Below are 26,317 nucleotides of genomic sequence, written 5' to 3'. Positions count from 1 at the left end.
GGGGAATCATACAGCGTTTAAAACCGCTGTCAACCACCATTTCAACCGCTTGCGATCATTCGATCGTAGCCCTTTCAACTTCACCTTAACTAGTTAACTCGTTGAGTCTCAAGGAGTTTTCCGCTCCGATGTCGCTGGAAGTGGGGCGCATTATAAGGGGATTCGAAAGCGCGTCAACCCTTAATTTCAAGAAACTTTAATATCGCTGAAAAACAAAGCGGGGAGGCCTACCGGCCTCCCCGCTTCAGTTACCTGCCTTAAAGGCTAGGGAAAGCGAATTGCGATGCCTCATGGCTGGCACGCTGCGGCCAACGCTGGGTAATTGCCTTGCGACGGGTATAGAAGCGCACCCCGTCCGGGCCATAGGCATGCAGGTCACCGAACAGCGAACGCTTCCAGCCACCAAAGCTGTGGTAAGCCACCGGTACCGGCAGCGGTACGTTCACCCCCACCATGCCCACTTCGATCTCGTCGCAGAACAGGCGCGCCGCTTCACCGTCACGGGTGAAGATGCAGGTACCGTTGCCATACTCGTGATCGTTGATCAGCTGCATGGCCTGCTCCAGGCTGTTCACGCGCACCACGCACAGCACCGGACCGAAGATCTCTTCTTTATAGATGCGCATCTCCGGGGTCACCTTGTCGAACAGGGTGCCGCCCACGAAGTAACCATCTTCATTACCGGCCACACGGAAGCCGCGCCCGTCCACCACCAGTTTGGCGCCGGCAGCAACACCGTCATCGATGTAACCCACCACCTTGTCACGGGCAGCGGCAGTCACCAGAGGGCCCATGTCCAGGCCGCACGAGGTGCCTGCACCAATCTTCAGCGCCGTGATCTGTGGTTCCAGCTTGGCAATCAGTGCATCGGCCACTTGGTCGCCCACGCACACGGCCACCGAAATGGCCATGCAACGCTCGCCGCACGAACCGTAGGCCGCGCCCATCAGTGCGCTGACGGCGTTGTCCAGGTCGGCATCCGGCATCAGCACCGCGTGGTTCTTGGCACCACCCAGGGCCTGTACACGCTTGCCGCGCTTGGTGCCTTCTGCATAGATGTACTCGGCGATCGGCGTCGAACCTACAAAGCTCAGTGCTTTCACTTCTGGCGCTTCGATCAGCGCATCCACTGCTTCCTTGTCACCGTGCACCACGTTCAGGATGCCCTTTGGCAGGCCGGCTTCCAGCAGCAGCTGGGCAATGAACAGCGTGGAGCTCGGGTCGCGCTCGGAAGGTTTGAGGATGAAGGCGTTACCGCAGGCGATGGCCAGCGGGTACATCCACAGCGGCACCATGGCGGGGAAGTTGAACGGGGTAATGCCCGCGACCACGCCCAGTGGCTGGAAGTCGGACCAGGCGTCGATGTTCGGGCCGACGTTGCGGCTGTACTCGCCTTTCAGCACTTCTGGCGCCGCGCAGGCGAACTCGACGTTCTCGATGCCGCGCTTCAGTTCACCGGCTGCGTCTTCCAGGGTCTTGCCGTGCTCTTCGCTGATCATCTGCGAGATTTTGGCTTCGTTCTGCTCCAGCAGTTGCTTGAAGCGGAACATCACCTGGGCGCGCTTGGCCGGCGGGGTGTTGCGCCAGGCCGGGAAGGCTGCCTTGGCGGAGTCGATCGCTTCCTGCACGGTCGCGCGGCTGGCCAGCTCGACCTTGCGTACAGCCTGGCCAGTGGACGGGTTGAAGACATCGGCGGTGCGCTCACCCTTGGTAACCAGCTCGCCGTGGATCAGGTGCTGAACAATGCTCATGCAAAACTCCAGATAAAGAAGGTAGAAGCAGGCGCGTGATGCGTTCACGCGCCGGGCATCAAAATCGGATAGATCAGTCGATCAGGTTCAGGGTTTCGCCGACGGCATCGAACAGGCGGTCCAGTTCCTGCGGCGTGGTGTTGAAGGTTGGGCCGAACTGCAGGGTGTCGCCACCGAAGCGCACGTAGAAACCCGCCTTCCACAGTTTCATCGCCGCTTCGTACGGGCGCACGATGGCATCACCGTCGCGAGCGGCGATCTGGATGGCGCCGGCCAGGCCGTAGTTACGGATATCGACGATGTTCTTGGTGCCCTTCACGCCGTGCAGCAGCTTCTCGAAGTGCGGCGCCAGCTCGGCGGCGGACTGCACCAGGTTTTCCTTCTGCAGCAGGTCCAGCGCGGCGATACCGGCGGCACAGGCTACCGGGTGGGCCGAATAGGTGTAGCCGTGCGGGAATTCCACGGCGTATTCCGGGGTCGGCTGGTTCATGAAGGTCTGGTAGATCTCGCTGCTGGCAATCACCGCACCCATCGGGATGGCGCCGTTGGTGACCTGCTTGGCGATGCACATCAGGTCCGGGGTCACGCCGAAGGCTTCAGCGCCGGTCATCGCCCCCATGCGGCCGAAGCCGGTGATCACTTCGTCGAAGATCAGCAGGATATTGTGCTGGGTGCAGATTTCGCGCAGGCGCTTCAGGTAACCCTTCGGCGGCGGCAGTACGCCGGCCGAACCGGCCAGCGGCTCGACGATCACCGCAGCGATGTTGGACGCATCGTGCAGCTCGATCAGCTTGAGCATTTCGTCAGCCAGGGCAATACCGCCCTCTTCCGGCATGCCCTTGGAGAAGGCGTTCACTGGCAGCACGGTGTGAGGCAGGTGGTCGACATCCAGCAGCTGACCGAACAGCTTGCGGTTGCCGTTGACGCCACCCAGGCTGGTACCGGCAATGTTCACGCCGTGGTAGCCACGGGCACGGCCGATGATCTTGGTCTTGGTGGCCTGGCCTTTCAGGCGCCAGTAGGCACGCACCATTTTCAGCGCGGTGTCGGCGCACTCGGAACCGGAGTTGGTATAGAAGACGTGATTCAGGTCACCCGGGGTCAGCTCGGTGATCTTCTCAGCCAGCTGGAACGACAGCGGGTGGCCGAACTGGAAGGCCGGTGAGTAATCGAGGGTACCGATCTGGCGGGCCACTGCCTCGGTGATTTCCTTGCGGGTGTGCCCGGCGCCGCAGGTCCACAGGCCAGACAAGGCGTCGAAAATCTTGCGCCCTTGGTCATCGACCAGGTAGTTGCCTTCGGCCGCCACGATCAGCCGTGGGTCGCGCTGGAAGTTACGGTTGGCGGTGTAGGGCATCCAGTGGGCATCCAGCTTGAGCTGGCTGGCGATACCGGCGGTAGCGGTTTCGGGCATGTTCATCGGCGGTTCCTCGGAAGACGATTAGGCAACGATGGATGTTGTTGCAGCTAAATTGGCACGCGGATAAAGTCTGAAAAAGCCTACATTTCTAATCTTCAGACAGGCCAAGACTAAACTAATGAGCCGACGCCCCGATCCACTCGCCCAGGTCAGCGACTTCGACATCCGCTTGCTGAAGATCTACCGCAGCGTAGTCGAGTGCGGCGGCTTCTCGGCCGCCGAAAACGTGCTGGGCATTGGCCGCTCGGCCATCAGCCAGCAGATGAACGACCTGGAGCAACGCCTTGGCCTACGCCTGTGCCAACGTGGCCGCGCCGGTTTTTCGCTGACCGAGGAAGGCCGCGAGGTCTACCATTCGGCCCTGCAACTGCTCAGCGCGCTGGAAAGCTTTCGCACCGAGGTCAATGGCCTGCACCAGCATTTGCGTGGCGAGCTGAACATTGGCCTGACCGACAACCTCGTCACCCTGCCGCACATGCGCATCACCCACGCGCTGGCCGAACTCAAGGACCGAGGCCCCGATGTGCGCATCCAGATCCGCATGATTGCCCCCAGCCAGGTTGAACACGGCGTGCTCGACGGCAGCCTGCATGTGGGCGTAGTTCCCCAGACCAGCCCGCTGTCGGGCCTTGAATACCAGCCGTTGTACAGCGAACGTTCGCTGCTTTACTGCGCCGTTGGCCATCCGCTGTTCTATGCCGATGACCAGCAGATCGACGACGAACGCCTGAATAGCCAGGAAGCCATTACCCCGACGTTCCGCCTGCCTGCCGACATCCAGGCGCACTACCAGGCGCTCAACTGCACGGCCAGTGCTTCGGACCGCGAAGGGATGGCGTTCCTTATCCTCACCGGGCGCTACATCGGCTACCTGCCCGATCACTACGCCACCTTCTGGGTGCAGCAGGGCCGCTTGCGTGCCCTCAAGCCTCAACAGCGCTTCTATGACCTGAGCCTGAGCTGGGTAACGCGCAAGGGCCGGCGGCCGAACCTGGTGCTGGAAAGCTTTCTCGACAGCCTGGCTGCGACACGTTGATGCCAGTCTCTGCCGCAAACGCTTGTCACTTCGGCACAGGCAGGTAATCTTGTCCGACTGCCGCAGCCACTGACCCGTACGGAATCGTCCATGACCCTAGAAGTCCCTGCGCATCGCCTCTCTGCCTCGGGCAAGCCCGCGGGCCGCATCCGCCAGAAGAACGAACAGGCCATTATCCAGGCCGCCGAAGACGAGTTCGCCCGCCATGGTTTCAAGGGCACCAGCATGAACACCATCGCCCTCAAGGCGGGCTTGCCCAAGGCCAACCTGCATTACTACTTCACCAACAAGCTGGGCCTGTACATTGCCGTGCTCAGCAACATCATCGAGTTGTGGGACAGCACCTTCAACGCCTTGAGCGTCGATGACGACCCCGGCGAGGCCCTGAGCCAGTACATCCGTACCAAGATGGAGTTTTCCAGGCGCAACCCGCAAGCTTCGCGGATTTTTGCCATGGAAGTGATCAGCGGCGGCACCTGCCTGACCGAATATTTCAGTGCCGACTACCGTGAGTGGTTCCGCGGCCGAGCCGCCGTGTTCCAGGCCTGGATCGCAGCCGGCAAGATGGACCCGGTCGACCCGGTGCACTTGATCTTCCTGCTGTGGGGCAGCACCCAGCACTACGCCGACTTCGCCACCCAGATCTGCCAGGTTACCGGCCGCAGCCGCCTGACCAAGCAGGACATGGAAGACGCGAGCAACAACCTTATCCACATCATTCTGAAGGGCTGCGGCATCAAGCCGGCTGCCTGAACGTCATTTATGCCTTCTACCCTGCTCGACCTCTGCGAGTACCGCGAGGAAATCCGCAAAAGCCGCTTCATCACCCTGGCCGGGCCGATCAGCAGCACTGCGGACGCGATGAGTTTCATCGAACGCCACAGCGACCTGGCCGCCACCCACAACTGCTGGGCCTGGAAGCTTGGCGCCCAGTACCGCAGCAGCGATGACGGAGAACCCGGCGGCACTGCCGGGCGACCGATCCTGGCAGCCATCGAAGCACAAGACTGCGACCAGGTCGTGGTGCTGGTGATCCGCTGGTATGGCGGCATACAACTGGGTACCGGCGGCCTGGCCAGGGCCTATGGCGGCGGCGCCAACAAATGCCTGCAACAGGCGCCCAAACGGCTGCTGGTGCAGCGTAGCGAATTCACTTGCAGCTGCAGTTTCAGCGAACTGGCACTGGTGAAACTGCGCCTGGCAGAGGTTGATGGCCTCGTCCTGGATGAGCAATTCACCGCCAACGGCGTGGACCTGCTAATTGCGCTGGGTGACGCCCACCTGGCACCCCTACAGCAGCAACTGGCCGACCTGAGCCGTGGGCGCATCCTGCTAGAAGCGCGCTGACATTGCCCACAACAACTGTGGGCCCGCCTGTGGATAAGCTTGGGGCATTCGCTTGCAGCCCAATACATTCAAGGCCTGCATAGCTTTGATCATATTTTGGTCACCGCTTGATGACAGCCGCAACCTGCTGAAAGCGTGAAAGTTATCCCCAGTGTGGGACTCGACGAGCCCACCCACCCCACCAGAGCTTGCACACAATAACTGTGGAACAGCCTGTGGATAACCCGTGCGCCAACAGGCGAAGCGCCCGGCTACAAGCGCTCTGGCAACCTTGATCAATTTTTAGCCGCTTATCCGGTGAGCGCACACGCCTTCCGTAACGTATGCTCAATTCCTTTTTCCTACACCGATAAAGGAATGTTCCTATGGCTAATTCAAGAACTGCCCTCATCATCGGCGCCTCGCGCGGGCTTGGTCTGGGCCTGGTGCAACGCCTGCACGAAGATGGATGGAACATCACTGCCACCGTGCGCAACCCGCAGCAGCCCGGCGCCCTGGCGGACGTGCCCGGCGTGCACATCGAGCAGTTGGAGATGAACGACACCGCCCAGCTCGACGGCCTGAAGCAGCGCCTGCAGGGCCAGGTGTTCGACCTGGTATTCGTCAACGCCGGTGTCATGGGGCCCCTGCCACAAGACCTGGAGACCGTACACAACAAAGACATCGGCGACCTGTTCATGACCAACGCCGTCGCACCGATCCGCGTGGCCCGACGTCTCGTCGGCCAGGTACGCGAGGGCAGCGGCGTACTGGCCTTCATGAGCTCGATCCTGGGCAGCGTGACCATCCCCGACGGCGGTGAAATTTGCCTGTACAAGGCCAGCAAGGCGGCGTTGAACTCGATGATCAACAGCTTTGTCGTCGAGCAGCAGCGCCCCGACCTGTGCGTGCTGGCCATGCACCCAGGCTGGGTAAAAACCGACATGGGCGGCGAAAACGCCGAGATCGACGTACTCACCAGCACCCGCGGCATGCTCGACCAGATCAATGCGCAAAGCGGTAAGGGCGGCCTGCGTTTCATCAACTACAAGGGCGAACCCTTGGTCTGGTGATTCACCGGGTCGCAGTCTGGCCGGGCGCAATGCCCGGCCAGCCCCTGTAGAATGGCGGCAACCGTACCTGATTGAGATCCCCCTATATGTATGACTGGTTGAACGCCCTGCCCAAGGCCGAGCTGCACTTGCACCTGGAAGGCTCGCTGGAGCCCGAGCTGCTGTTCGCCCTGGCCGAGCGCAACAAGATCGCCCTGCCCTGGGCCGATGTAGAGACCTTGCGGGGCGCCTACGCCTTCAACAACCTGCAGGAGTTCCTCGACCTGTATTACCAGGGCGCCGATGTGCTGCGTACCGAACAGGACTTCTACGACCTGACCTGGGCCTACCTGCAACGCTGCAAGGCGCAGAACGTGATTCACACCGAACCGTTCTTCGACCCGCAAACCCACACCGACCGTGGCATCCCCTTTGAAGTGGTGCTCAACGGTATCAACCAGGCACTGAAGGACGGCCGCCAGCAACTGGGCATCAGCAGTGGCCTGATCCTCAGCTTCCTGCGCCACCTGAGCGAAGAGGAAGCGCAAAAAACCCTCGACCAGGCCCTGCCGTTCCGCGATGCATTCATCGCCGTTGGCCTGGACAGCTCGGAAATGGGCCACCCGCCGAGCAAGTTCCAGCGTGTGTTCGACCGCGCCCGCAGCGAAGGCTTCGTCGCTGTCGCCCATGCCGGCGAAGAAGGCCCGCCCGAGTACATCTGGGAAGCGCTGGACCTGCTGCAAATCAAGCGTATCGACCATGGCGTGCGCGCCATCGAGGACGAGCGCCTGATGCAGCGCATCATCGACGAGCAGATCCCGCTCACGGTGTGCCCGCTGTCCAACACCAAACTGTGCGTGTTCGACCACATGAGCCAGCACAACATCCTCGACATGCTTGAGCGTGGCGTGAAAGTGACGGTCAACTCGGACGACCCGGCCTACTTCGGGGGCTACGTCACGGAAAACTTCCACGCCCTGCACACTCACCTGGGCATGACCGAAGACCAGGCCCGTCGCCTGGCACAGAACAGCCTGGATGCCCGGCTGGTCTGATTGAACGACGACGTTGCGTTCAACCGACCTGCAATGTCTCCACGCGGGCGATGCGATTGATCTGCTGGATACCCAGCGCAGAGATATGCAACGCCCGCGAGTCTTCGGCCTCACGCATCCAGCCAGACTGCAGGAATAACCTGAACAAAGCCTGGCCCAGCACGCCGCCCAGATGCGGGGCCTGGTCATTCCACTCGGTGCAGCGGCAAATCACGCAGCCGCGTTGCTCGTGTGGTGCCAGGGCATCGATGTACACCCCGACCAAGGCCAACTGCGCCCTCCCCTCGTCACTCACCATCAACTGCCTTCCGCTGCCTTCCAGCCAGCCGGCCACCACCAGGCGGTGATACAGCTCACTGGCCAACTCCCCGCCCAGGTGATCGCCACACCGGCGTGCCCGGCGCATCGACATGGGCAGCGGTGATGCCGGTGCCTTGGCCCGCTCCCCCCTGGTGTTTTCCAGCTGTACGCTGGCCAAGGCCTCGACAGCCGCCCCGACCTGCGGGGTTGCCAGGCGGAAGTAGCGTTTGCGCCCCCTGGCTTCATGCCGGAGCAATCCGGCCGATGACAGCAACGAAAGGTGCGCGCAAGCCGACGAGGACGTCAGGCCGGTCATTATCGCAAGTTCATTGGCTAGCCGTGGCGTGCCGTCGATCAATGCCCACAACATGGCACTGCGTTTGGGGTCGGCCATCAAGCTGGCAATCTGGCTGATGCTGCTGGCTGCGTTCATGTCCCTGTAACTCTCTGCAAGTTCACTGAGTGGATGCGATGGCCAACCCTGGCAGGGAAGCACCTCTCGCTGGCACTGGCCTGGCCCGCCAGTATAAGCCGCAGAAAATCCCAGTCAGACGGCCTTGCGCAGACACATCGGCGACAAAAAACCACTGGGTATGCCTACCCATGGCAAGCAGTGAGCCGGCGCCAGAAAGCTGCCCGCAAGCCGGTCAGCCAAAGCGCCGATACCCACAGACAGAAGCACCGAAATATCTTGATAGAAAAAGGCTTGCAGCAATTTCAGATACGGCCCACAGCGACATTCCGCAAATAGCGCGCGAGCTAGCGAAGGTTTCGCTGGTTTGCAGGCATTGCGCCCTTCGACCGTCAGTCAGGACACTGACGCAGCGCATGGCAGGCAGGAGGGCCAGCGCTACACTTGAGCGGCTCTCCCCATTCTGGAGGTATGCCGCGATGAAAATTATCGTCAGTGCATCGAGCCGAAACCCCGCCTGTCCCTGGCAGGTCCAGCTCGATCAACACGTGGTCAGTTTCCGCAGTGAGGCCGAGGCGCGGGCCTTCGTCGCAACGCTGGAAACCCGCCTTCAGGCACCTCACCCGCTCATGCGGGAGGCTTGGCCTGCAAGCGCCGGGTCAGCAGCGCGACACTGACCGCCAATGCCCCGCAGAAGCTGATCACCAGCGCCATAGGTACCGCGCTGCCATCGTGCAGTAGCCCGACCAGCGCAGCGGCACCCGCAGCAACGCTGAACTGCACGCACCCCATCAATGCCGAAGCGCTGCCGGCCCGCGCGCCCTGCCCGCTCATGGCACACGCCGATGCATTGGGGATGATGCAGCCCAGGCTGGCAATGCAGATGAACAACGGCACCAGCAGCGGCCACAGCTGCGCGGGGCGCAAAGCCGCCACGCCCAACAGCACCAGGCCCGCAATCAGGTACAGCCACACGGCGCGCGCCAGCAGGAAAGCAGGCCCGCGCTTGGCCAGCAATCGGGCATTCACCTGCGCCACGAGTATGAAGCCGGCAGCATTGGTGCCGAATAGCCAGCCGTAATGTTCGGCCGGTACGCCATAGAGCTTGATGAACACGAATGGCGAACCGGCAATGTAGGCAAACATGCCGGCAATGGCGATACCACCCGTCAAGGCATGGCCGAGGAACACCCGGTCAGCGAGCAGGCGCAAATATTGGCGCAATGCGCCAGACAGCGGCTGGCGCGGTATATGCGCAGGCAGGCTTTCCGGCAGGCCCAGGCTGACCGCCAGCAGGCAACCGGCGCTGAACAGGCTCAACGCCAGGAAGATCGACTGCCAGCCCGCCAGGTTCACCAACACCCCGCCCAGCATCGGTGCCAGGATCGGCGCCAGGCCCATGACCAGCATCAGTTGCGAGAACACCTTGGCCGAGGCCACCGGGTCGCACTTGTCGCTGACGATGGCCCGCGACAGCACCATGCCTGCGCAACCGCCCAGCGCCTGGACAAAGCGCGCAACCACCAGAGTGTCGAGGTTGGGGGCATAGGCACAGGCCAGTGACGCCAGGGTGAACAGGGTCACGCCGAACATCAGTGGTTTGCGACGCCCAAAACGGTCGGCAACCGGCCCGTAAGCCAGCTGGCCGATGGACAGGCCGAGGAAGTAGGCGGCCAAGGTGGCCTGGACGTGTTTTTCGTCGGTGGCGAACGCCTGCGCCATGGCCGGGAAGGCGGGCAGGTAGAAGTCGATCGCCAAGGGCCCGAACGCACTGAGTGCGCCCAGGATGAGCACCATTCGCAGGTTCATCAGGAATCCATAGCAGGCTAAGCAAGTGGATGATTCTACCTGCTGTGGACCCTATGAATGTGAAAACATTTGCAACAAACCCACGGGCAGCGACGGTCCCTGTGGGAGCGGGCGCGCCCGCGAACACCGGCACAGCCGGTGCCATACACCGCGTTGGGTTCTTCGCGGGCACGCCCGCTCCCACAGGTTCGTGATCAGGCGAGTTCAGCCTGATACCCTTCATCCCTGATCGCAGTAAGAATCTGTTCCTGCGCCAACTCACTCTGCACGCGCACTTGTTTCGCCGCCAGGTCGACCTCGACCTTGGCCGCAGCATCCTGCTCCTGCACCGCCCGGGTCACCGCTTTCACACAATGGCCACAGGTCATGCCTTGTACATTGAACACTTGCATGGGGATCTCTCCTTCAGGTTTTCAACGAGTCTCAAGCTTGCCATCGGGGCAAGGTCAACACCCGGGGTGGAAATCTACGCCCGTGTCGGCCAAGCTGCGCCTTTGACGATCAGGCAAGCAGGAGATTATTCATGTTCAGGGCAGCATTGGGCGTCGTCGGGCTATTGAGCGCGCTGGCTGCGGTGCCACCGGCCATCGCCGAGGGCAACTCGGACTACAGCGTACTGATCATCTCCCGGGAACGCCTGGAAGTGGCCACCGGTTGCGAAATTGGGGTTTACCTCAACGACCAGCTCTCCGGGCGCGTGTTCCAGGAGCAGTCCACCTCGTTCAACCTTCCACCCGGTCCGGTGGACGTACGCCTGCGCCTGCTGCCAGGGCAGGTACAAGGCTGCGCGCCGGGCATCGAAGACCAGCGCAGTACACGTTTGAACTTGCAGGCGGGCCAGATCAACAAATACCGCATCGCCATGGGGCAATATGGCCTGGAGTTGAAGCGAGCCGGCCTGGGCTATTGACCTTACCTGCATGGCAAGGTTGATGCTGGAGGCCTGTCCAAGGAGGAGAGCCATGCCCGCATCCACCACTTACGACCTGCCGATCTCCGGCATGACCTGCGCCAGCTGTGCCGGCAGGGTCGAGCGCGCCCTGCGCAAGGTCACCGGCGCTGAACAGGTCAGCGTCAACCTCGCCACCGAACAGGCCCGGGTCCAGGCCCCGGCCAACAGCCTGCCCGCCCTGGTCGACGCCGTGCGCGAAGCCGGCTATGGCGTGCCCACCCGCACTGTCGAACTGCAGATTGGCGGCATGACCTGCGCCAGTTGCACCGGCCGCGTTGAGCGTGCCCTTGGCAAGCTGCCTGGGGTCGAGCACGTCAGCGTCAACCTGGCCAGCGAACGCGCTCACCTCGACGTGCTCGCAGCCCTCGATGACAACCTGCTGATCGACGCTGTGCACAAGGCCGGCTACAGCGCCAGCCTGCCGCAATCGGCCAAGGACGACCAAAGCGTTGCCCAGCGCCGCCTGCGCAATGAGCGCCTGGCGGTCGGCGCAGCCTTGCTGTTGGCCCTGCCGCTGGTACTGCCAATGCTGGTGCAGCCATTCGGCCTGCACTGGATGCTGCCAGCATGGGCACAGTTCCTGCTGGCCACGCCGGTGCAGTTCATTCTCGGCGCACGCTTCTACGTAGCCGCCTGGAAGGCCGTGCGCGCCGGTGCCGGCAACATGGACCTGCTGGTGGCCCTGGGCACCAGCGCCGGCTATGGCCTGAGCCTTTACCAGTGGGCACAAGCCCCCGCCGGCATGGCCCCGCACTTGTACTTCGAAGCCTCGGCCGTGGTCATTGCCCTGGTATTGCTGGGCAAGTACCTGGAAAGCCGTGCCAAGCGCCAGACCGCCAGCGCCATCCGTGCCCTTGAGGCACTGCGTCCGGAACGTGCCGTGCGTGTCGTCGAGGGCCAGGAAGAAGACGTGCCCATTGCCCAGCTGCGCCTGGGCGACCTGGTACTGGTCAAGCCCGGCGAGCGCTTTCCGGTCGATGGTGTAGTCGAGGACGGCAGCAGCCATGCCGACGAAGCCCTGATCAGCGGCGAAAGCCTGCCAGTACCCAAGCAGCCGGGCGACAGCGTCACGGGTGGTGCCATCAATGGCGAAGGCCGGTTGCTGGTGCGCACCCAGGCGCTGGGGACCGAAACCGTGCTGGCGCGTATCATCCGCCTGGTCGAAGACGCCCAGGCCGCCAAGGCGCCGATCCAGAAGCTGGTCGATCGGGTCAGCCAGGTGTTCGTCCCCGCCGTGCTGGTGCTGGCCCTGATCACCCTGGTCGGCTGGTGGCTGGCCGGCGCACCGCTGGAAACCGCACTGATCAACGCCGTCGCCGTGCTGGTCATCGCCTGCCCCTGCGCCCTCGGCCTGGCCACCCCTGCGGCAATCATGGCCGGCACCGGGGTCGCTGCCCGCCACGGTATCCTGATCAAGGACGCCGAAGCCCTGGAGCGTGCCCATGCGGTCAACCGCGTGGTCTTCGACAAAACCGGCACCCTCACCTCCGGCAGCCCTCGGGTGGTCCACAGCCAGGCGCAGGCTGGCAGCAGTGCCGACCTCCACCGCCTGGCCGGCGCCCTGCAACGTGGCAGCGAACATCCACTGGCCAAGGCAGTGCTGGATGCCTGTGCCGAACAGGGGCTGGACGTGCCGGTGGTTACCGACAGTCAGTCGCTGACCGGGCGCGGTATCGCAGGAAGTGTGGAAGGCCGTGAGCTGGCCCTGGGTAACCGCCGCCTGCTGGACGAAAGCGGGCTGCAGCCCGGCGACCTGGCTGCGAAGGCCCAGGCCTGGGAAGCCGAGGGGCGCACCTTGTCGTGGCTGATCGAACGGGGCGCGCAACCCCGCGTCCTGGGCCTGTTCGCCTTTGGTGACAGCCTCAAGCCCGGCGCCGCGCAGGCCATCGACACCCTGCATGCCCAACATATCAGCAGCCACCTGCTGACCGGCGACAACCGCGGCAGCGCCAAAGTGGTTGCAGACGCGCTGGGCATCGACGATGTACATGCCGAAGTGCTGCCAGCCGACAAGGCTGCGACCGTGGCCGCGCTCAAGCAGGACGGCGTGGTCGCCATGGTGGGCGATGGCATCAACGATGCCCCGGCACTGGCCGCCGCCGACATCGGCATTGCCATGGGTGGCGGTACCGACGTGGCCATGCAGGCCGCTGGCATCACCCTGATGCGCGGCGACCCTCGCCTGGTGCCTGCAGCGCTGGAGATCAGCCGCAAGACCTATGCGAAGATTCGCCAGAACCTGTTCTGGGCATTCATCTACAACCTGATCGGCATCCCGCTGGCCGCGCTGGGTTACCTCAACCCGGTACTGGCCGGCGCCGCCATGGCCCTGTCCAGCGTGAGCGTGGTCAGCAACGCGCTGTGGCTCAAGGCGTGGAAACCCACCAGCACCACCCAGGAGGCGCCATGAATATCGGCCAGGCCGCCCGCCGCAGCGGGCTCAGCACCAAGATGATCCGTTATTACGAATCCATCGGCCTGCTCAAACCGGCCACACGCAGCGACAGCGGCTACCGCCTGTACCAGGCGGAAGACTTGCACAGCCTGGCCTTCATCAAGCGCTCCCGCGACCTGGGGTTTTCCCTGGAGGAGGTCGGCAAGCTGCTGACCTTGTGGCAGGACCGCCAACGTGCCAGCGCCGATGTGAAAGCGCTGGCCATGCAGCACATCGACGAGCTGAACCGGCGCATCGAGGAGCTGGTGAGCCTGCGCGACACCCTTGGCGAGCTGGTTTCGCACTGCCAAGGGGACGACCGCCCGGACTGCCCGATCCTCAAAGACCTGGCCAACGGCGCCGCCGGCAACTGCTGCCACTGAACGGTCACACGCGTTTGGTATGCCAAAAGCGTCCAAACGCGACCGAATAGTCACCAACTACGACTTTATCCAATAAATACGGGCGTTCTGGCTACATAAAACCCGGATGCTGCCGATGTACTGGCTACCTGCCTCGTGTGTCGACAATAAAAATTCCGGGAGCGTCGATGAGCATCAAACAGAAACTGACCTGGGCATTCGCGGTCATCGCCGGCTTGCCCATCGTCCTCGTGGCCACCTTGGTGGTCCTCAACCTGCGTGGCGAAGCCCGCGACGGATTCCTCGACAGCAGCAGCCGGGAAATCCGTCAGGTCAGCAACGCGATGAACATCTTCTTCCAGGGCATCAACCAGAACGTCGAGTACATGGCTTCGCAGCCAATGGTCGCCGCCACGGGCAGCGAGCTGAACAAGTACATGAGCGCCAGCCCGTCCTACGAACTGGGCGAGCAGGCCAGCAAGCTCCTTGACTTCATGACCCGCCTGGCCAACTCACACCCTGCGTATGCCTACTTGTCCTACGGGGTGAACGACGGTGGCTACACAGGCTGGCCGGCAGGGCAGAAGTTCGTCAACTACGACCCACGCACTCGCCCCTGGTACCAATTGGCCATGGCCAACCCGGGCAAGACCGTACGTACCGGCGCCTACTACTGGGCCGCCGACGACGCGGTACTGGTCAGCACCGTGCGCGCCGTGGCCAACCAGCTGGGCAACCCCGGTGGCGTGGTCAACATCGACGTGTCGCTCAAGGGCCTGACCGAGATCGTCAAGCAGATCAAACTGGGCGAAAGCGGTTACCTGATGCTGGTGGAAAGCAACGGCAACGTGATGGTCGACCCACGCGACGCCGGGCACAACTTCAAGCAACTGGCGAGCTTTGGCAGTGGTTATGCCGAGTTGGCCAAGGCGGGCAAAGGCCTGGTCGAAGTCGAGCTCAATGGCGTGCGCTACATGGCCAACGTCTACCCCGACGAGCAACTGGGCTGGACCTTCATCGGCCTGATCGAACACAGCGAAGTGATGCAGACCACCACCCGGCTCACCTGGCTGATCGGTGTCATCGCCGTGGTGCTGGCCGCGTTGTTCGCCGTGGTGGGTGCGGCGTTCGCCAAGCTGATCGTGCGCCCGATCAACAGCGTTACCAACGGCCTGGAAGACATTGCCCAGGGTGAAGGTGACTTGACCCGTAACCTGGAAATCCGTGGCCGCGACGAAACCGCGCAACTGGCCAGCTGGTTCAACCAGTTCCTGGGCGCGATCCGCAGCCTGATCCAGCACATTGGCGCTGCCGCCGGCAAAATCCTCAGCACCTCCAGCAGCTCGACCCGTGTCTCCAGCGACATGGCCGAGGCCGCAGGCCGCCAGCGCGAAGCCGTGGACATGGTTTCCACCGCGTTCCACGAAATGGTCGCCACCGCCAACGAAGTGGCGCGTTCCTGCAGCCAGGCAGCGCAGTCGGCCGACAGCGGTCAGCAGCAGGCCCGCGAAGGCCAGCAGCAGATCGATGCGGCGGTACACAGCGTTGACCGCCTGAGCCAGGAAATCGAGCAGTCGGCGCAGTCGATCCAGCAGCTGGAGCGGGACAGCAATGCTATCCAGTCGATCCTCGGCACCATCCGCTCGATTGCCGAGCAGACCAACCTGCTAGCCCTCAACGCCGCCATCGAAGCCGCCCGCGCCGGTGAGCAAGGCCGTGGCTTTGCCGTGGTGGCCGATGAAGTACGGGCCCTGGCCAAACGCACTGCCGACTCCACTGCCGAAATCGATGGCCTGCTGGGTAACCTGGCCAACCGCACTGCCGAAGTGGCCGCGCAGATGCATGCCAGCCTGGAGGTATCGCAGCAATCGGTGAGCCGCATTGGCCTGGCACGCGACAGCTTCGGGCAAATCCGGGAATCGGTGGATGTGATCCGCGACATGAACACGCAGATCGCCACCGCCGCCGAGGAACAGCACCAGGTGGCCGAGGACATCAACCGGCACATCAGCCAGATTCACGGTGATGCCCAGCTGGTGGCCGAACTGGCCCAGGCGGCGCGGGTGGACTCGGAGAGCCTGGCCGGGTTGTCCAATGAGCTGGATGCGCTGGTGCGCAGGTTCCGCACCTGATTAACACATCGCCTGTACCGGCCCTATCGCCGGCAAGCCAGCTCCCACAGGCCCCCGCTGCCCTCAAGAGCTGTGCAGTACCTGTGGGAGCTGGCTTGCCGGCGATAGGGCCGGTACAGGCAAACCATAGCTAGAGTTTCAGCTCCCCAGGAGTAGCGCCAAACAACTGCTTGAACGCCGCAATGTAGGCCGAGGTGGAATCATACCCACACCCCAGCGCCGCCTCGGTCACATTCTCCCCCGCCTCCAGCAACGCCAGCGACGACAACAGCCGCATGCGCTGCCGCCAGTTGCGAAAGCTCAACCCGGTCTCCCGCTGGAACAGCCGCATCAGCGTCTTCTCAGAGCAACCCAGCTCGCGCGCCCACTGCTGCAATGTCTGCGGCTGATCCGGTGCAGCAATCAAACCGTTGCACAGCGCCAGCAACCCTGGGTGCCGTGGCAACGGTAGCGAAAACCCCACCTCGGGCAACGTGCGCAACTGGTCGAGCAGCACCGCCACCAGGCGTGCTTCGGCGCTGTCATCTTCGGGGTAGTCCGCCGGGAACAGGCAAAACTGCTTGATCAGCTCGCGTGCCAGCGGGGTTACTTCCAGCACCCGGCATTGCTCCGGCGCCCACGGGCAGGCATCACGCCGTACATACAGGCTGCGCATTTCGGCCTGCATCGAGGTCACCACTTCGTGCTCGGCATCAGCAGGAATCCACACCCCCCACTGGGGTGGCGCGAAGTAACTGCCGTCGCGGGTGTACACGCCAAGTACGCCGCTGATGGCGTAGGAAAACTGCACCCAGTCGTGCTGGTGGCGGGTGGTCCAGGAACCGGCGCCGAGGCTTTCGGCACGGGCATAGAGGGGCCTGGGCAGGTGGTCCAGCGCCGGGATGGCGCGGGGGTGTCCGATGATCGGCATGGCGGCTTCTTGTAGTTCTGGCGGGACAAGCCTAACAGCTGAGGCAAGAGCACGTCAGGTGCGCTCGACAATCACCGTCACCCCCTGCCCACCTGCCGCACAAATCGATATCAACCCCCGCCCCTTCCCTGCCGTGGCCAACAGCTTGGCCAGGTTGGCCAATATGCGCCCTCCGGTGGCCGCAAACGGGTGCCCCGCTGCCAGCGAACTGCCTTTTACATTGAGCTTGCTGCGGTCAATCGCCCCAAGCGGCGCCTCCAGCCCCAACCGTTCACGGCAATAGTCGGCATCTTCCCAGGCCTTGAGCGTACACAGCACCTGGGCAGCGAAGGCTTCGTGGATTTCGTAGTAGTCAAAGTCTTGCAAGGTCAGGCCATTGCGCGCCAGCAAGCGTGGCACGGCATACACCGGCGCCATCAAGAGCCCTTCGCGACCGGTCACAAAGTCCACCGCAGCGGTTTCGCCATCGACCAGATAAGCCAGCACGTCCAGCCCCTGCTGCGCGGCCCATTCCTCGCTGCCCAACAACACCATAGAGGCGCCGTCCGTCAGTGGGGTGGAGTTACCGGCTGTCAGCGTGCCCTGCCCGCTGCGGTCAAAGGCGGGTTGCAGCTTGGCCAACTGCTCAAGGGTCAGGTCGGGGCGCAGGTCATTGTCGCGGGTCAACGTAAGAAACGGCGTCAGCAAATCATCCTGCCAACCCTCGGCATACGCGGCAGCCAGTTTCTGGTGGCTGAGCAGCGCCAACGCGTCCTGTTCGGCACGGCCAATGCGCCAGGCCTGGGCCATGCGCTCGCAATGCTCGCCCATCGACAGCCCGGTGCGTGGTTCGCCATTGCGTGGTAGTTCGGGTTTCAGGTGGTGAGGCCTTAGCTTGAGAAAGGGCTTGAGCCGCTCGCTCAGGCTTTTGCCACGGTTGGCTTGCAGGAGGATGTGGCGCAGGCCTTCGTTGACGGCAATCGGTGCGTCGGAGGTGGTATCCACGCCGCCGGCGATACCACTGTCGATTTGCCCCAGGGCTATCTTGTTGGCCACCAGCAACGCCGCTTCTAGCCCGGTGCCGCACGCTTGCTGGAGGTCATAGGCCGGGGTCTGCGGTGAAAGGCGCGAACCCAGCACACATTCGCGGGTCAGGTTCATGTCGCGCGAGTGCTTGAGCACCGCGCCAGCCACTACCTCCCCCAGCCGCAGCCCATGCAGGCGATAGCGTTCGATCAATCCTTCAAGGGCAACAGTGAGCATCGCCTGGTTGCTGGCCGTGGCGTAAGCGCCGTTGGAGCGGGCGAAGGGAATTCGGTTGCCGCCCAGGATCGCGACCCGGCGAAGTGAACGCATGCGCTTTTTCCTCCTGAAACAATTTGATCCGTACAGCCTAGGTGTTTTTACCGTGGGCGAACGACCTTGCCACAAAGTTGGTCCACACTTTCAAGCTTGCCTTTGCGGAGACCCACTCATGAGCGATCGCTACCTCGGTTTTGCCAACTCCAACCTCGGCCGCCGCCTCGTGGATGCCCTTGGCCTGCCACGTCCGGCCCCGCTGGAACGCTGGCAGGCCGGCCGCCTACGCCCGGTGGAAGGGGCGCTGGTGCTGGGCGGCGGGCCAATGGCGAAACAGGTCGAAGCCATCGCCCCACGCCTGACGGACGAGGTTTACAGCTTCAATGCCGACGATTTGCAGGCTGAAGCCTGGGTGGCCGGCCTGGGGCCGAAAATCAAGGCCGTGGTATTCGATGCCCGTCATCTGTCCGACAGCGATGCCTTGAAGCAGTTGCGCGAATTTTTCCAGCCCCTGCTGCGTAGCCTGGCGCCTTGCGCGCATATCGTGGTGCTGGGGCGTGCACCGGAAAGCCTCGACAACCTGTTGGCCAGCGTTGCCCAACGGGCACTTGAAGGCTTCAGCCGGTCGCTGGCCAAGGAGCTGCGCAACGGCGCGACTGCCCAGCTGCTGTATGTCGCCCCCGGCGCCGATGACCAGCTGGAAGGCGCCCTGCGCTTTTTCCTCTCGCCCAAGAGCGCCTTCATCTCTGGCCAGGTGCTGCGCCTGGAAGCCTGTATCAGCCAGGTGGAGGACTGGACCCGCCCACTGGCCGGCCGTCGTGCCCTGGTCACTGGCGCAGCGCGCGGCATCGGCGCTGCTATCGCCGAAACCCTGGCACGGGACGGCGCGGACGTGCTGCTGCTGGATGTACCACAGGCCAGCCAGGACCTCGACGCCCTCGCTGCACGCCTGGGTGGCAAGGCGCTGCCGCTCGATATCTGCGCCAGCGACGCGGCAACGCAACTGCTGGCGGCCTTGCCCGACGGCATCGACATCGTGGTGCACAACGCCGGCATCACGCGTGACAAGACCCTGGCCAACATGACCCCGGACTACTGGGACGCGGTGCTGGCCGTCAACCTCAAGGCCCCACAGGTGCTGACCCAGGCGCTGTATGACAGTGGCGCGCTGGGGGAAAACGCACGTATCACCCTGCTGGCCTCGGTCAGCGGCATTGCCGGCAACCGTGGGCAAGCCAACTACGCCGCCAGCAAGGCCGGGCTGATCGGTCTGGCCCAGGCCTGGGCGCCCCGGCTCGCCGAACGTGGCGGCAGCATCAATGCCGTGGCGCCCGGCTTTATCGAAACCCACATGACCGCAGCCATGCCCATGGGCCTGCGCGAGGCCGGCCGGCGCCTGAGCTCGTTGGGCCAGGGCGGGCGCCCGCAGGACGTCGCCGAAGCCATTGCCTGGCTCAGCCAACCAGGCTCCGGGGCAGTCAACGGCCAGGTGCTGCGGGTGTGCGGCCAGGCATTGATGGGGGCCTGAGCATGAGCCGACACTGGCATGACCTGCACAGCCCGGCTTCGCGCGCCAGCCTGTACCTGCGCGCAGCCAGCAAGCGCACCATCAGCGGTGACCAACTGCCGGACGATGGCCTACGCTGTTTCATCCGGGTTCAGCCGGGCAACCTGAGCGCCTACCGCAAGCTCTGCCACTTTCCCGACGATGGCCGCCTGCCGGCGACGTATCCACATGTCATGGCGTTCAGCCTGCAGTTGCAGTTGATGACCGCTCCAGACTTCCCCTTCCCACTGCTCGGCCTGGTGCATCTGTACAACCGCATCGAAGTGCTGCGCCCGCTTGGCGGTATCGAAGGGCTGCGCGTTGCGGTGTATGCGCACAACCTGCAACCGCATGCAAAGGGCGGCACCTTCGACCTGATCACCGAGGCCGAAGACGGCATTGGCCTGCTCTGGCGCGAGACCAGCCGCATGCTGGTACGTGGGTTGAAGCTAAAAGGCGAGGCAAGCGCGCTTGCCGACATTGAGCCTGATGCATTGCCCGAGGCCTCCCGCTGGTACGCCGACGGTGACATCGGCCGGCGGTACGCCAAGGTCTGCGGGGACTACAACCCTATTCACCTCAGTGCTGTCAGTGCCCGGTTGTTCGGCTTTCCTACAGCCATTGCCCATGGCATGTGGAGCAAGGCCATGGCCCTGGCGGCATTGCGTGGGCACCTGCCGCACAGTGGATATGCCTTTGAAGTGGACTTCCGCAAACCGGTACGGTTGCCGTCGGAGGTGGTGCTCAGTGCCAGTGCGGCGGGCCCTGCAGGTCAGCTACGGCTGGATGGGCATGGGGAGGTATTGCATATGGTCGGGCGGTGGGATCGGGTGTAGGCCACTTGCTTTGCATCGGGCCTGGGCAGAAGCTATGCAGCATTAGGAGACCCCGATGAATCTGCAAGAACTCACCCAACGCCTGCATCAGATCCGCGACAACAACGACTGGCGCGGCTTCCACAGCCCGAAGAACCTGGCCATGGCCGCCAGCGTCGAAATGGCCGAGCTGGTGGAAATTTTCCAGTGGCTGAGCGAAGACGAATCGCGCCAGCTGCCTGCCGACAAACTGGCCCACGCCGGCCAGGAGGTCGGTGATGTGGTGCTCTATCTGTTACTGCTGTGCAGCGAGCTGGGCCTGGACATGGACCAAGTGGTGCGGGCCAAGCTGGCCGACAGCGAGAGGCGCTTCGCCCGATGAACGACCGTCACTTCGATGAACTGGCCACCCGCTTTGCCGAAAAGATCTACGGCGGTGCCAAGGGTGCGATCCGCCTGGCCGTGCTGCAAGCCGACCTGGCCGAGGCACTGCCCGATCGGCCGCTGCGCATTCTGGACATCGGTGCGGGGCTTGGCCACATGGCCTTGTGGCTGGCCCAGCGTGGTCATCACCTGACCTTGGCCGAGCCCGCCGCCCCCATGCTCGATGGCGCCCGCGCGCGCTTTGCCGAGGCAGGCCAGACTGCCACGTTCATCCAGGCCCCCTGGCAAGACCTGCTCGGCCAGCTCACCGAACCTTACGACCTGGTGCTGTGCCATGCCGTACTCGAATGGCTGGCAGAGCCTGAGAGCATCCTGCCCGTGCTGCACCAGCTCACGGCGCCTTCCGGGTGGCTGTCACTGGCCTTCTACAACCGCGACGCCCTGGTCTATCGCAACCTGCTCAAGGGCCATTTCCGCAAGTTGCGCAGCAACCGGCTGGAAGGTGAAAAGCAGAGCCTGACCCCACAGAAACCGCTTGATCCACGCGAGCTCAAGGCGCAACTTGATCCTATGTGGCAAGTTGAAAGCGAAAGCGGTGTGCGGGTGTTCCACGACTACATGCCCAAGGAGTTCCAGGGCAAGGCCGAGCTGCTCGACCTGCTGGAAATGGAACTGGCCCACCGCCGCCACCCCGCCTTCGCCGGGCTTGGCCGCTACCTGCACTGGGTGTGCCGCCCCCGCTAACCCACCCTGCCGGAGGAATTCATGCCGTACCGTCTGTTGTGCCTGGCCCTGCTGCCATTCGCCCTGGCTGGCTGCCAGGGCAGCAACCCGTATGTGGCCAGCAGCCGCCCGCTGCCGCCGGCCCCCGCCCAGGCGGCCACCACCTTCGACGCCAGTGCCTACCCGGCACCCGCCCGCGATTATGGGCACTACCGCAGTTGGAGCTGGCGCAACGGCCAGTTGCCCAGTGGCTCGGCCAACGCCGACCCTGCGCAACTGGCCGATGCTGTCAGTGGGGCACTCGACCAGCATGGCCTGCGCCCCGCCCGAGGTGCCACCGGCGACCTGCTGGTAAGCGCCGACATGCGCCTGGAAAAACGCTTGCGCCAGGTGCGTGACTACGACACCTACGACCCGTACTACGGCCCCTACCCCTACGGTGGCGTGGGCTATGGTGGCTATCGCCATGGCTACGGGGGTTATGCCAGCGTGCCCATCGTGCGCACCTACGAAGTGGAGGTGATGGTAGTGCGCATCGACCTGTACGACGCCCGCAGCGGTCAGCCGGTATGGAGCGCCAGCGCCGAAAGCGGCAGCGACAAGGACTCGCCGCGTGAACGCGAAAGCGCCCTGCGCGACTCTGTGCACAAGGCGCTCAGCGGCTATCCTCCCAGTTAATCGCTAACGGAGAACCATCATGTTGCGCCGTCTCGTTCTACTGTCATTCGTGTTACTGCTTGCAGCCTGCTCCAGCAACAACGTCCAGCAGGATTTCGATGCCAGCCGTGACTTTGCCGCTTACCGCAGCTGGGCGTGGCAGGAACCGGGCCTGCAGTACCGCCCGGACGACCCCCGCATCAAGAGCGACCTTACCGAGCAACGCATCCGCCAGGCGGTGGCCGACCAGCTCGACCAGCGTGGGCTGCGCCCCGTCCAGGGTGGAGCACGGCCTGACCTGACGGTCCGCACCTACCTGATCGTCGAGCAGCGCCAGCAGCAGATCACCACCAACTATGGCGGTGGCTGGGGTGGCTATTGGGGCGGTTACTGGGGTGGCCCGATGTACAACGAAACCCGCAGTGTCGACTACAAGGTCGCGACCATTCAGGTGGACATGTTCGACGGGCGTGACGGCAAGCTGGTGTGGCGCGGCAGTGCCGAGCAAATCATGAACAACTACCCGCCAAGCCCGGAAGAACGCAACAGCGCCATCCACAACACCGTGGCCAAGGTACTGGGTAACTACCCGCCGGGCAGCAAGAAGTAAAATTCAAACGCAGTTTCCATAAGTGCCGCGGACCCTGTGGGAGCGGGCGTGCCCGCGAAGCAGGCGCCGCGGTATATGGCACGGGCTTCGCCCGTGTTCGCGGGCACGCCCGCTCCCACAATGATCGCGCCAGAGCGACAACCGTTAGTACCTGTGCCAGCTACGACAAAATCCATTCCAGCCACGCCTTTTTCCCCTTCCCGACCACTTGTCCGCAGGTTCCCGTCTATCTTCACTTAAGGAAACCTGACTGACCGGGTAGAAGTGTTCAACTTTTGGGAAAGGCGACCTGCCAATGCAAAGCATTGTTCTCCTGCTGTGGCTTGCCTTGTGCTCCGAACAGGATGTGCGTCAACGCCAGATCTCCAACCTGCTGACCCTGGGCGTAGCAACGGGCGCTCTGGTCTGGCTGTTCGCCACCGGTCGCAGCTGGATCGGCGCCGAGGCCACCGATGCCGGCTGGGCGCTGGCCATCGTCATGCTGCTGACCTTGCCTGGCTACATGCTCGGCCGCTTCGGTGCCGACGACGTCAAGTTGATGGGCGCGCTGGCCCTCGCCACCAGCCCGCAATACGTGCTCGGCACCTTCATCGGCGCCGGCGTCAGTGTGCTGGTGTGGCTGCTCACCCGCCGACGCCTGTGGACCCTGCTCAACCCTAAAGTGAAGAAGCGGTTGCAAACCCTGACTGAAGAAATGGGCGACAAACAGGCCTTCGTACCCTATGTGCTAGCAGGTTTTCTTCTAACGGCGGTATGGATCCAATAAGCCAACCTATGGTCCGATACCTTGTACATGCCTTGTACAAAATCGCAACGTAGGACTATTTTTAAGCTGCCAGAGCGTCTGGCCCGGGAGCAGGGCCGCATACGAACAGGGAGTTGATCGTGTCCAGACCTTTCAGTGATGTGAAGATTTTAGTGGTCGATGACCAGCCAGTCATCGTCGAACAGCTGTGTGAGTTTCTTGAAACCCAGGGTTACCACTGCCTGCCGGCCCATTCCACCGACGAAGCCCTTGAGCGCTACCTGGCCGACGAGGCCATTGGCCTGATCATCTGCGACCTGCACATGCCCGAGCGCGATGGTATCGAACTGGTTCGCGCGCTCAAGGAAATCACCGGGCAGCGCATGTTCGAAGCCATCATGCTGACGGGGCGTGCGGAAAAACAGGATGTGATCCGTGCCCTGCGTGAAGGCTTTGCCGATTACTACCAGAAGCCCATGGACCTCGATGAGCTGCTCGAAGGCGTGCGCCGCCAGGAAGAGGCCCTGCAAGAGCGCCAGCGCAACGTCCGCGCCTTGGGCGGGTTGAACCAGCGGTTGCAGGATCTGGCCGATTCGGTGGACGAGCTGTATCAGGACCTGGAAAAGGCCCGCGGCCAAGGCACCCACCGACGCGCCAGCGATGCGGAAGACAGTGAGAACGAGCTGCCGGCGGCGTTCGAGAAGCTGTCGCCGCGCCAACTTGAAGTGGCGCGGCTGGTGAGCAAGGGCAAGACCAACTACCAGATTGCCTGTGAGCTGGGCATTACCGAAAACACCGTGAAACTGTATGTGTCGCAGGTACTGCGCCTGACCCACATGCACAACCGCACCCAGTTGGCACTGGCGCTGACGCCCAGTTCGTCACCGGTTCACCAGCGCTTTACTACCCATTGAGTGATTGACTCCGCATCACCGGGGCTGCTCTGCAGCCCCTACAGTTGAAGGCCAGCACTCAAGGTCAAACGGGGGGAACGGTCCAGACTGTCCAAGGCCACATCCGCCAGCGGTTTTGCCACCTCCAACGCAACATTGAAAAGCCGCCCATCTCCCAACCGTACACCAAGTGCCGCCGAAGCCAGGTGGGCATCCTCCACCGATCCCCGGTTATGCCAGGCCTGCGGCGCATCCACGGCCAAATACGGCTGTACCAGCGCCAACCTGCTACCCCGCATGCTGTAGCTCACCTCGTAAGCCACACCCCAACCCTTGTCTCCGTCGGACTGATCACGGGGATAACCACGGCCGAAGCTCTGCCCACCAAACCCCACCCGTTCGCTATCGGGCAGCCGGTCATCACTCCAGTACAACGCGCCAGACACCACACCCTGCCAACTCGCTGACAGCGGGTTACTTTGCAGCCCCGACAACCTGAACCGCAAAAAGTCCATGTCGTAGTCGGCATCGCTGCGGGCGCCCAGGTAATCGAGGCCTTGGTAGACCCCGGCACTGACAATGCGCAGGCGACTACCTTCCACTTTGCGCCAGTCGCCCTCGAATGACAGCGCGCGCACAGAAGTGTCGTAGTCCCGTGACGAAGACTGCCGCTCTTCGACATGTTCGCTGACCGCATACAAGTGCCCCTGCACGGCCAGCCATTCATTCGGCCTGACAATCACGGGTTGGCGCAGGCCTATCGCATAGCGTTGGCTGTCACGCTCACGGGTGATGTCGCGGCCATCGTCCAGGCGGGTTCGCGTGCCCGGCTCACTGCGGTAGCGCGAAGCCGACACCAACAGTTGGCTGCCGGCCTCGTCCAGGTGCTGGCTGTAATCCAGCCGTTGGTAATGCACCTGGTCATCGCCCGGGGGCAGTAGCAGGCTGGCCTGGAACTGTTCGGCAAAGCGGGTCTGGGCATTGCTGGTGGCCGTCAGCAGCGCCTGTACATCATCGCGACTGGAGTCTGCCAAAGTAGCAGCGGCGCTGAACGGTTTGTGCCGCGCATGCACGGTCAAGAGGGCCGCACCATCACCTGTTCGTGCCATCGCCAGCTCAGCCTCTATCGACACGCCAGGCAAGCGCCCTGCCAGCCCCAGGTAGCGCTCTAGCGTTTCGCGGGTCAGCGGGCGCTCAGCCTCAAGGCGTGCCAATAGCTGCCGGAGATAGTCGCTGGCCGGGCCGATATCACCGTCGACGTGGTAATCACGGATGTAACCCTCGACCAGCACCACATTTACCCGGCCCTCGGCCACATCCTGCGGTGGCAGGTAGGCATAGGAAAGCAGGTAACCCTCCTGCCGATAGCGCTGGGTTAGCTGCTGGGTGTACTGCTGCAACTCGCCCAACGTGGTCTGCCGCCCGACCAGCGGCTGGTAGTGCTCGCGCAGATCACTCAGGGGGAACACCGTGCCCCCCTCGAAACGCACTTTATGCACAACGACGGGTGTGTCCGCAGGCGCCCAGTCAAGCCTTTCGCCAACCGACCCGGCCAGCCTCAGGTTGGGGCTGATGGGGCGGTAGGCCTCTATCGGCAGGTTGGCAGCAGGCAGGCGCCGTTCGTATTCATGGCTGTCGAGAAAACCCGGCAACGGCTCTGCGTGGGCAGCAAGCGCCCAAGGCAACAACAGCAGGGGCACGGCCAGAGGACGCAT

The 26,317-nt window shown here is 63.3% G+C and carries 26 protein-coding genes and 1 pseudogene; 19 read left to right on the top strand and 8 right to left on the bottom strand.

Features of this window, described 5'->3' with window-relative positions:
* Window positions 1-257: 257 nt before the first annotated feature.
* Both A0O30_RS24155 and A0O30_RS24150 read right to left on the bottom strand, forming a co-directional pair.
* Complete coding sequence (locus A0O30_RS24155) at window positions 258-1,751, bottom strand: CoA-acylating methylmalonate-semialdehyde dehydrogenase (RefSeq protein WP_105948306.1); 1,494 nt, start codon at window positions 1,749-1,751, stop codon at window positions 258-260.
* A 73-nt stretch (window positions 1,752-1,824) separates the two neighbouring features.
* Entirely contained in the window at window positions 1,825-3,171 is a 1,347-nt protein-coding gene (locus A0O30_RS24150; RefSeq protein ID WP_105948305.1) for an aspartate aminotransferase family protein, read from the bottom strand.
* Between the two features lie 118 nt (window positions 3,172-3,289).
* Between A0O30_RS24150 and A0O30_RS24145 the strand changes: the two genes are divergently transcribed.
* The 5 genes from A0O30_RS24145 to A0O30_RS24125 all read left to right on the top strand — a co-directional run bounded on the left by A0O30_RS24145 (window position 3,290) and on the right by A0O30_RS24125 (window position 7,640).
* Complete coding sequence (locus A0O30_RS24145) at window positions 3,290-4,207, top strand: LysR family transcriptional regulator (RefSeq protein ID WP_016715426.1); 918 nt, start codon at window positions 3,290-3,292, stop codon at window positions 4,205-4,207.
* 90 nt (window positions 4,208-4,297) lie between these two features.
* The gene (locus tag A0O30_RS24140; protein ID WP_019099774.1) at window positions 4,298-4,960 is read left to right on the top strand and encodes a TetR/AcrR family transcriptional regulator; all 663 of its coding nucleotides are present in this window, start codon (window positions 4,298-4,300) and stop codon (window positions 4,958-4,960) included.
* A gap of 9 nt (window positions 4,961-4,969) precedes the next feature.
* Window positions 4,970-5,554 carry a YigZ family protein gene (locus A0O30_RS24135; protein ID WP_105948304.1) on the top strand — a complete coding sequence of 195 codons (585 nt, stop codon included), beginning with the start codon at window positions 4,970-4,972 and terminating at the stop codon, window positions 5,552-5,554.
* A 365-nt stretch (window positions 5,555-5,919) separates the two neighbouring features.
* A complete protein-coding gene (locus tag A0O30_RS24130; protein ID WP_105948303.1) occupies window positions 5,920-6,606 on the top strand; it encodes an SDR family oxidoreductase in 687 nt (228 codons plus the stop codon).
* A gap of 86 nt (window positions 6,607-6,692) precedes the next feature.
* A complete protein-coding gene (locus A0O30_RS24125) occupies window positions 6,693-7,640 on the top strand; it encodes an adenosine deaminase (protein ID WP_060499490.1) in 948 nt (315 codons plus the stop codon).
* A 19-nt stretch (window positions 7,641-7,659) separates the two neighbouring features.
* Here A0O30_RS24125 and A0O30_RS24120 read toward each other — a convergent pair whose 3' ends face one another.
* The gene (locus A0O30_RS24120; RefSeq protein WP_105948302.1) at window positions 7,660-8,373 is read right to left on the bottom strand and encodes a helix-turn-helix transcriptional regulator; all 714 of its coding nucleotides are present in this window, start codon (window positions 8,371-8,373) and stop codon (window positions 7,660-7,662) included.
* 458 nt (window positions 8,374-8,831) lie between these two features.
* Between A0O30_RS24120 and A0O30_RS28065 the strand changes: the two genes are divergently transcribed.
* Complete coding sequence (locus tag A0O30_RS28065; RefSeq protein WP_082426406.1) at window positions 8,832-9,029, top strand: hypothetical protein; 198 nt, start codon at window positions 8,832-8,834, stop codon at window positions 9,027-9,029.
* On the opposite strand, the gene A0O30_RS24110 is transcribed toward A0O30_RS28065, so the two are convergent.
* Window positions 8,980-10,161 (bottom strand): multidrug effflux MFS transporter, encoded by a 1,182-nt coding sequence (locus A0O30_RS24110; RefSeq protein WP_105948301.1) that lies wholly within the window; start codon window positions 10,159-10,161, stop codon window positions 8,980-8,982. The genes A0O30_RS28065 and A0O30_RS24110 overlap by 50 nt on opposite strands.
* Before the next feature lie 194 nt (window positions 10,162-10,355).
* On the bottom strand, window positions 10,356-10,553 hold the full coding sequence (locus tag A0O30_RS24105) for a heavy-metal-associated domain-containing protein (RefSeq protein WP_105948300.1): 198 nt from the start codon (window positions 10,551-10,553) through the stop codon (window positions 10,356-10,358).
* A 131-nt stretch (window positions 10,554-10,684) separates the two neighbouring features.
* Between A0O30_RS24105 and A0O30_RS24100 the strand changes: the two genes are divergently transcribed.
* The 5 genes and pseudogenes from A0O30_RS24100 (at window position 10,685) to A0O30_RS28280 (ending at window position 16,041) form a co-directional block, all read left to right on the top strand.
* Window positions 10,685-11,071 carry a hypothetical protein gene (locus A0O30_RS24100; protein WP_105948299.1) on the top strand — a complete coding sequence of 129 codons (387 nt, stop codon included), beginning with the start codon at window positions 10,685-10,687 and terminating at the stop codon, window positions 11,069-11,071.
* 52 nt (window positions 11,072-11,123) lie between these two features.
* Complete coding sequence (locus A0O30_RS24095; RefSeq protein WP_105948298.1) at window positions 11,124-13,523, top strand: heavy metal translocating P-type ATPase; 2,400 nt, start codon at window positions 11,124-11,126, stop codon at window positions 13,521-13,523.
* The gene (gene cueR, locus A0O30_RS24090) at window positions 13,520-13,930 is read left to right on the top strand and encodes a Cu(I)-responsive transcriptional regulator (protein ID WP_019099768.1); all 411 of its coding nucleotides are present in this window, start codon (window positions 13,520-13,522) and stop codon (window positions 13,928-13,930) included. The genes A0O30_RS24095 and cueR overlap by 4 nt, the downstream gene beginning before the upstream one ends.
* A gap of 167 nt (window positions 13,931-14,097) precedes the next feature.
* Window positions 14,098-15,183: pseudogene (locus A0O30_RS28285) on the top strand (cache domain-containing protein); the annotation flags it as partial.
* A gap of 90 nt (window positions 15,184-15,273) precedes the next feature.
* Window positions 15,274-16,041 (top strand): methyl-accepting chemotaxis protein, encoded by a 768-nt coding sequence (locus tag A0O30_RS28280; RefSeq protein WP_371058977.1) that lies wholly within the window; start codon window positions 15,274-15,276, stop codon window positions 16,039-16,041.
* A gap of 130 nt (window positions 16,042-16,171) precedes the next feature.
* Here the strand turns inward: A0O30_RS28280 and A0O30_RS24080 are convergent, their stop codons facing one another.
* Window positions 16,172-16,951, bottom strand: a complete 780-nt coding sequence (locus tag A0O30_RS24080) for a helix-turn-helix transcriptional regulator (protein WP_019099766.1) — start codon at window positions 16,949-16,951, stop codon at window positions 16,172-16,174.
* A gap of 54 nt (window positions 16,952-17,005) precedes the next feature.
* A complete protein-coding gene (locus tag A0O30_RS24075) occupies window positions 17,006-18,286 on the bottom strand; it encodes an acetyl-CoA C-acetyltransferase (RefSeq protein WP_105948296.1) in 1,281 nt (426 codons plus the stop codon).
* A gap of 118 nt (window positions 18,287-18,404) precedes the next feature.
* Between A0O30_RS24075 and A0O30_RS24070 the strand changes: the two genes are divergently transcribed.
* The 8 genes from A0O30_RS24070 to A0O30_RS24030 all read left to right on the top strand — a co-directional run bounded on the left by A0O30_RS24070 (window position 18,405) and on the right by A0O30_RS24030 (window position 24,623).
* Entirely contained in the window at window positions 18,405-19,757 is a 1,353-nt protein-coding gene (locus A0O30_RS24070; protein ID WP_105948295.1) for a 3-oxoacyl-ACP reductase, read from the top strand.
* 2 nt (window positions 19,758-19,759) lie between these two features.
* Window positions 19,760-20,611, top strand: coding sequence for a MaoC/PaaZ C-terminal domain-containing protein (locus A0O30_RS24065; RefSeq protein WP_105948294.1), 852 nt, complete (start codon window positions 19,760-19,762; stop codon window positions 20,609-20,611).
* Window positions 20,612-20,666: 55 nt separating this feature from the next.
* On the top strand, window positions 20,667-20,972 hold the full coding sequence (locus A0O30_RS24060; protein ID WP_009685784.1) for a MazG-like family protein: 306 nt from the start codon (window positions 20,667-20,669) through the stop codon (window positions 20,970-20,972).
* Window positions 20,969-21,718: a methyltransferase domain-containing protein gene (locus tag A0O30_RS24055; RefSeq protein ID WP_105948293.1), complete on the top strand. Its 750-nt coding sequence runs from the start codon at window positions 20,969-20,971 to the stop codon at window positions 21,716-21,718. Before A0O30_RS24060 ends, A0O30_RS24055 begins: the two co-directional genes overlap by 4 nt.
* 21 nt (window positions 21,719-21,739) lie before the next feature.
* A complete protein-coding gene (locus A0O30_RS24050; protein WP_105948292.1) occupies window positions 21,740-22,375 on the top strand; it encodes a DUF4136 domain-containing protein in 636 nt (211 codons plus the stop codon).
* Between the two features lie 19 nt (window positions 22,376-22,394).
* Entirely contained in the window at window positions 22,395-22,964 is a 570-nt protein-coding gene (locus A0O30_RS24045) for a DUF4136 domain-containing protein (protein ID WP_105948291.1), read from the top strand.
* A 295-nt stretch (window positions 22,965-23,259) separates the two neighbouring features.
* Window positions 23,260-23,730, top strand: coding sequence for a prepilin peptidase (locus A0O30_RS24035; protein WP_105948290.1), 471 nt, complete (start codon window positions 23,260-23,262; stop codon window positions 23,728-23,730).
* A gap of 119 nt (window positions 23,731-23,849) precedes the next feature.
* The gene (locus A0O30_RS24030) at window positions 23,850-24,623 is read left to right on the top strand and encodes a response regulator transcription factor (protein ID WP_105948289.1); all 774 of its coding nucleotides are present in this window, start codon (window positions 23,850-23,852) and stop codon (window positions 24,621-24,623) included.
* 38 nt (window positions 24,624-24,661) lie between these two features.
* Here the strand turns inward: A0O30_RS24030 and A0O30_RS24025 are convergent, their stop codons facing one another.
* Complete coding sequence (locus tag A0O30_RS24025) at window positions 24,662-26,317, bottom strand: ShlB/FhaC/HecB family hemolysin secretion/activation protein (RefSeq protein ID WP_105948288.1); 1,656 nt, start codon at window positions 26,315-26,317, stop codon at window positions 24,662-24,664.

It is taken from the genome of Pseudomonas sp. LLC-1, assembly GCF_002992185.1.
Classification (GTDB): domain Bacteria; phylum Pseudomonadota; class Gammaproteobacteria; order Pseudomonadales; family Pseudomonadaceae; genus Aquipseudomonas; species Aquipseudomonas monteilii.
This window is presented reverse-complemented; position numbering and strand designations above follow the sequence as displayed.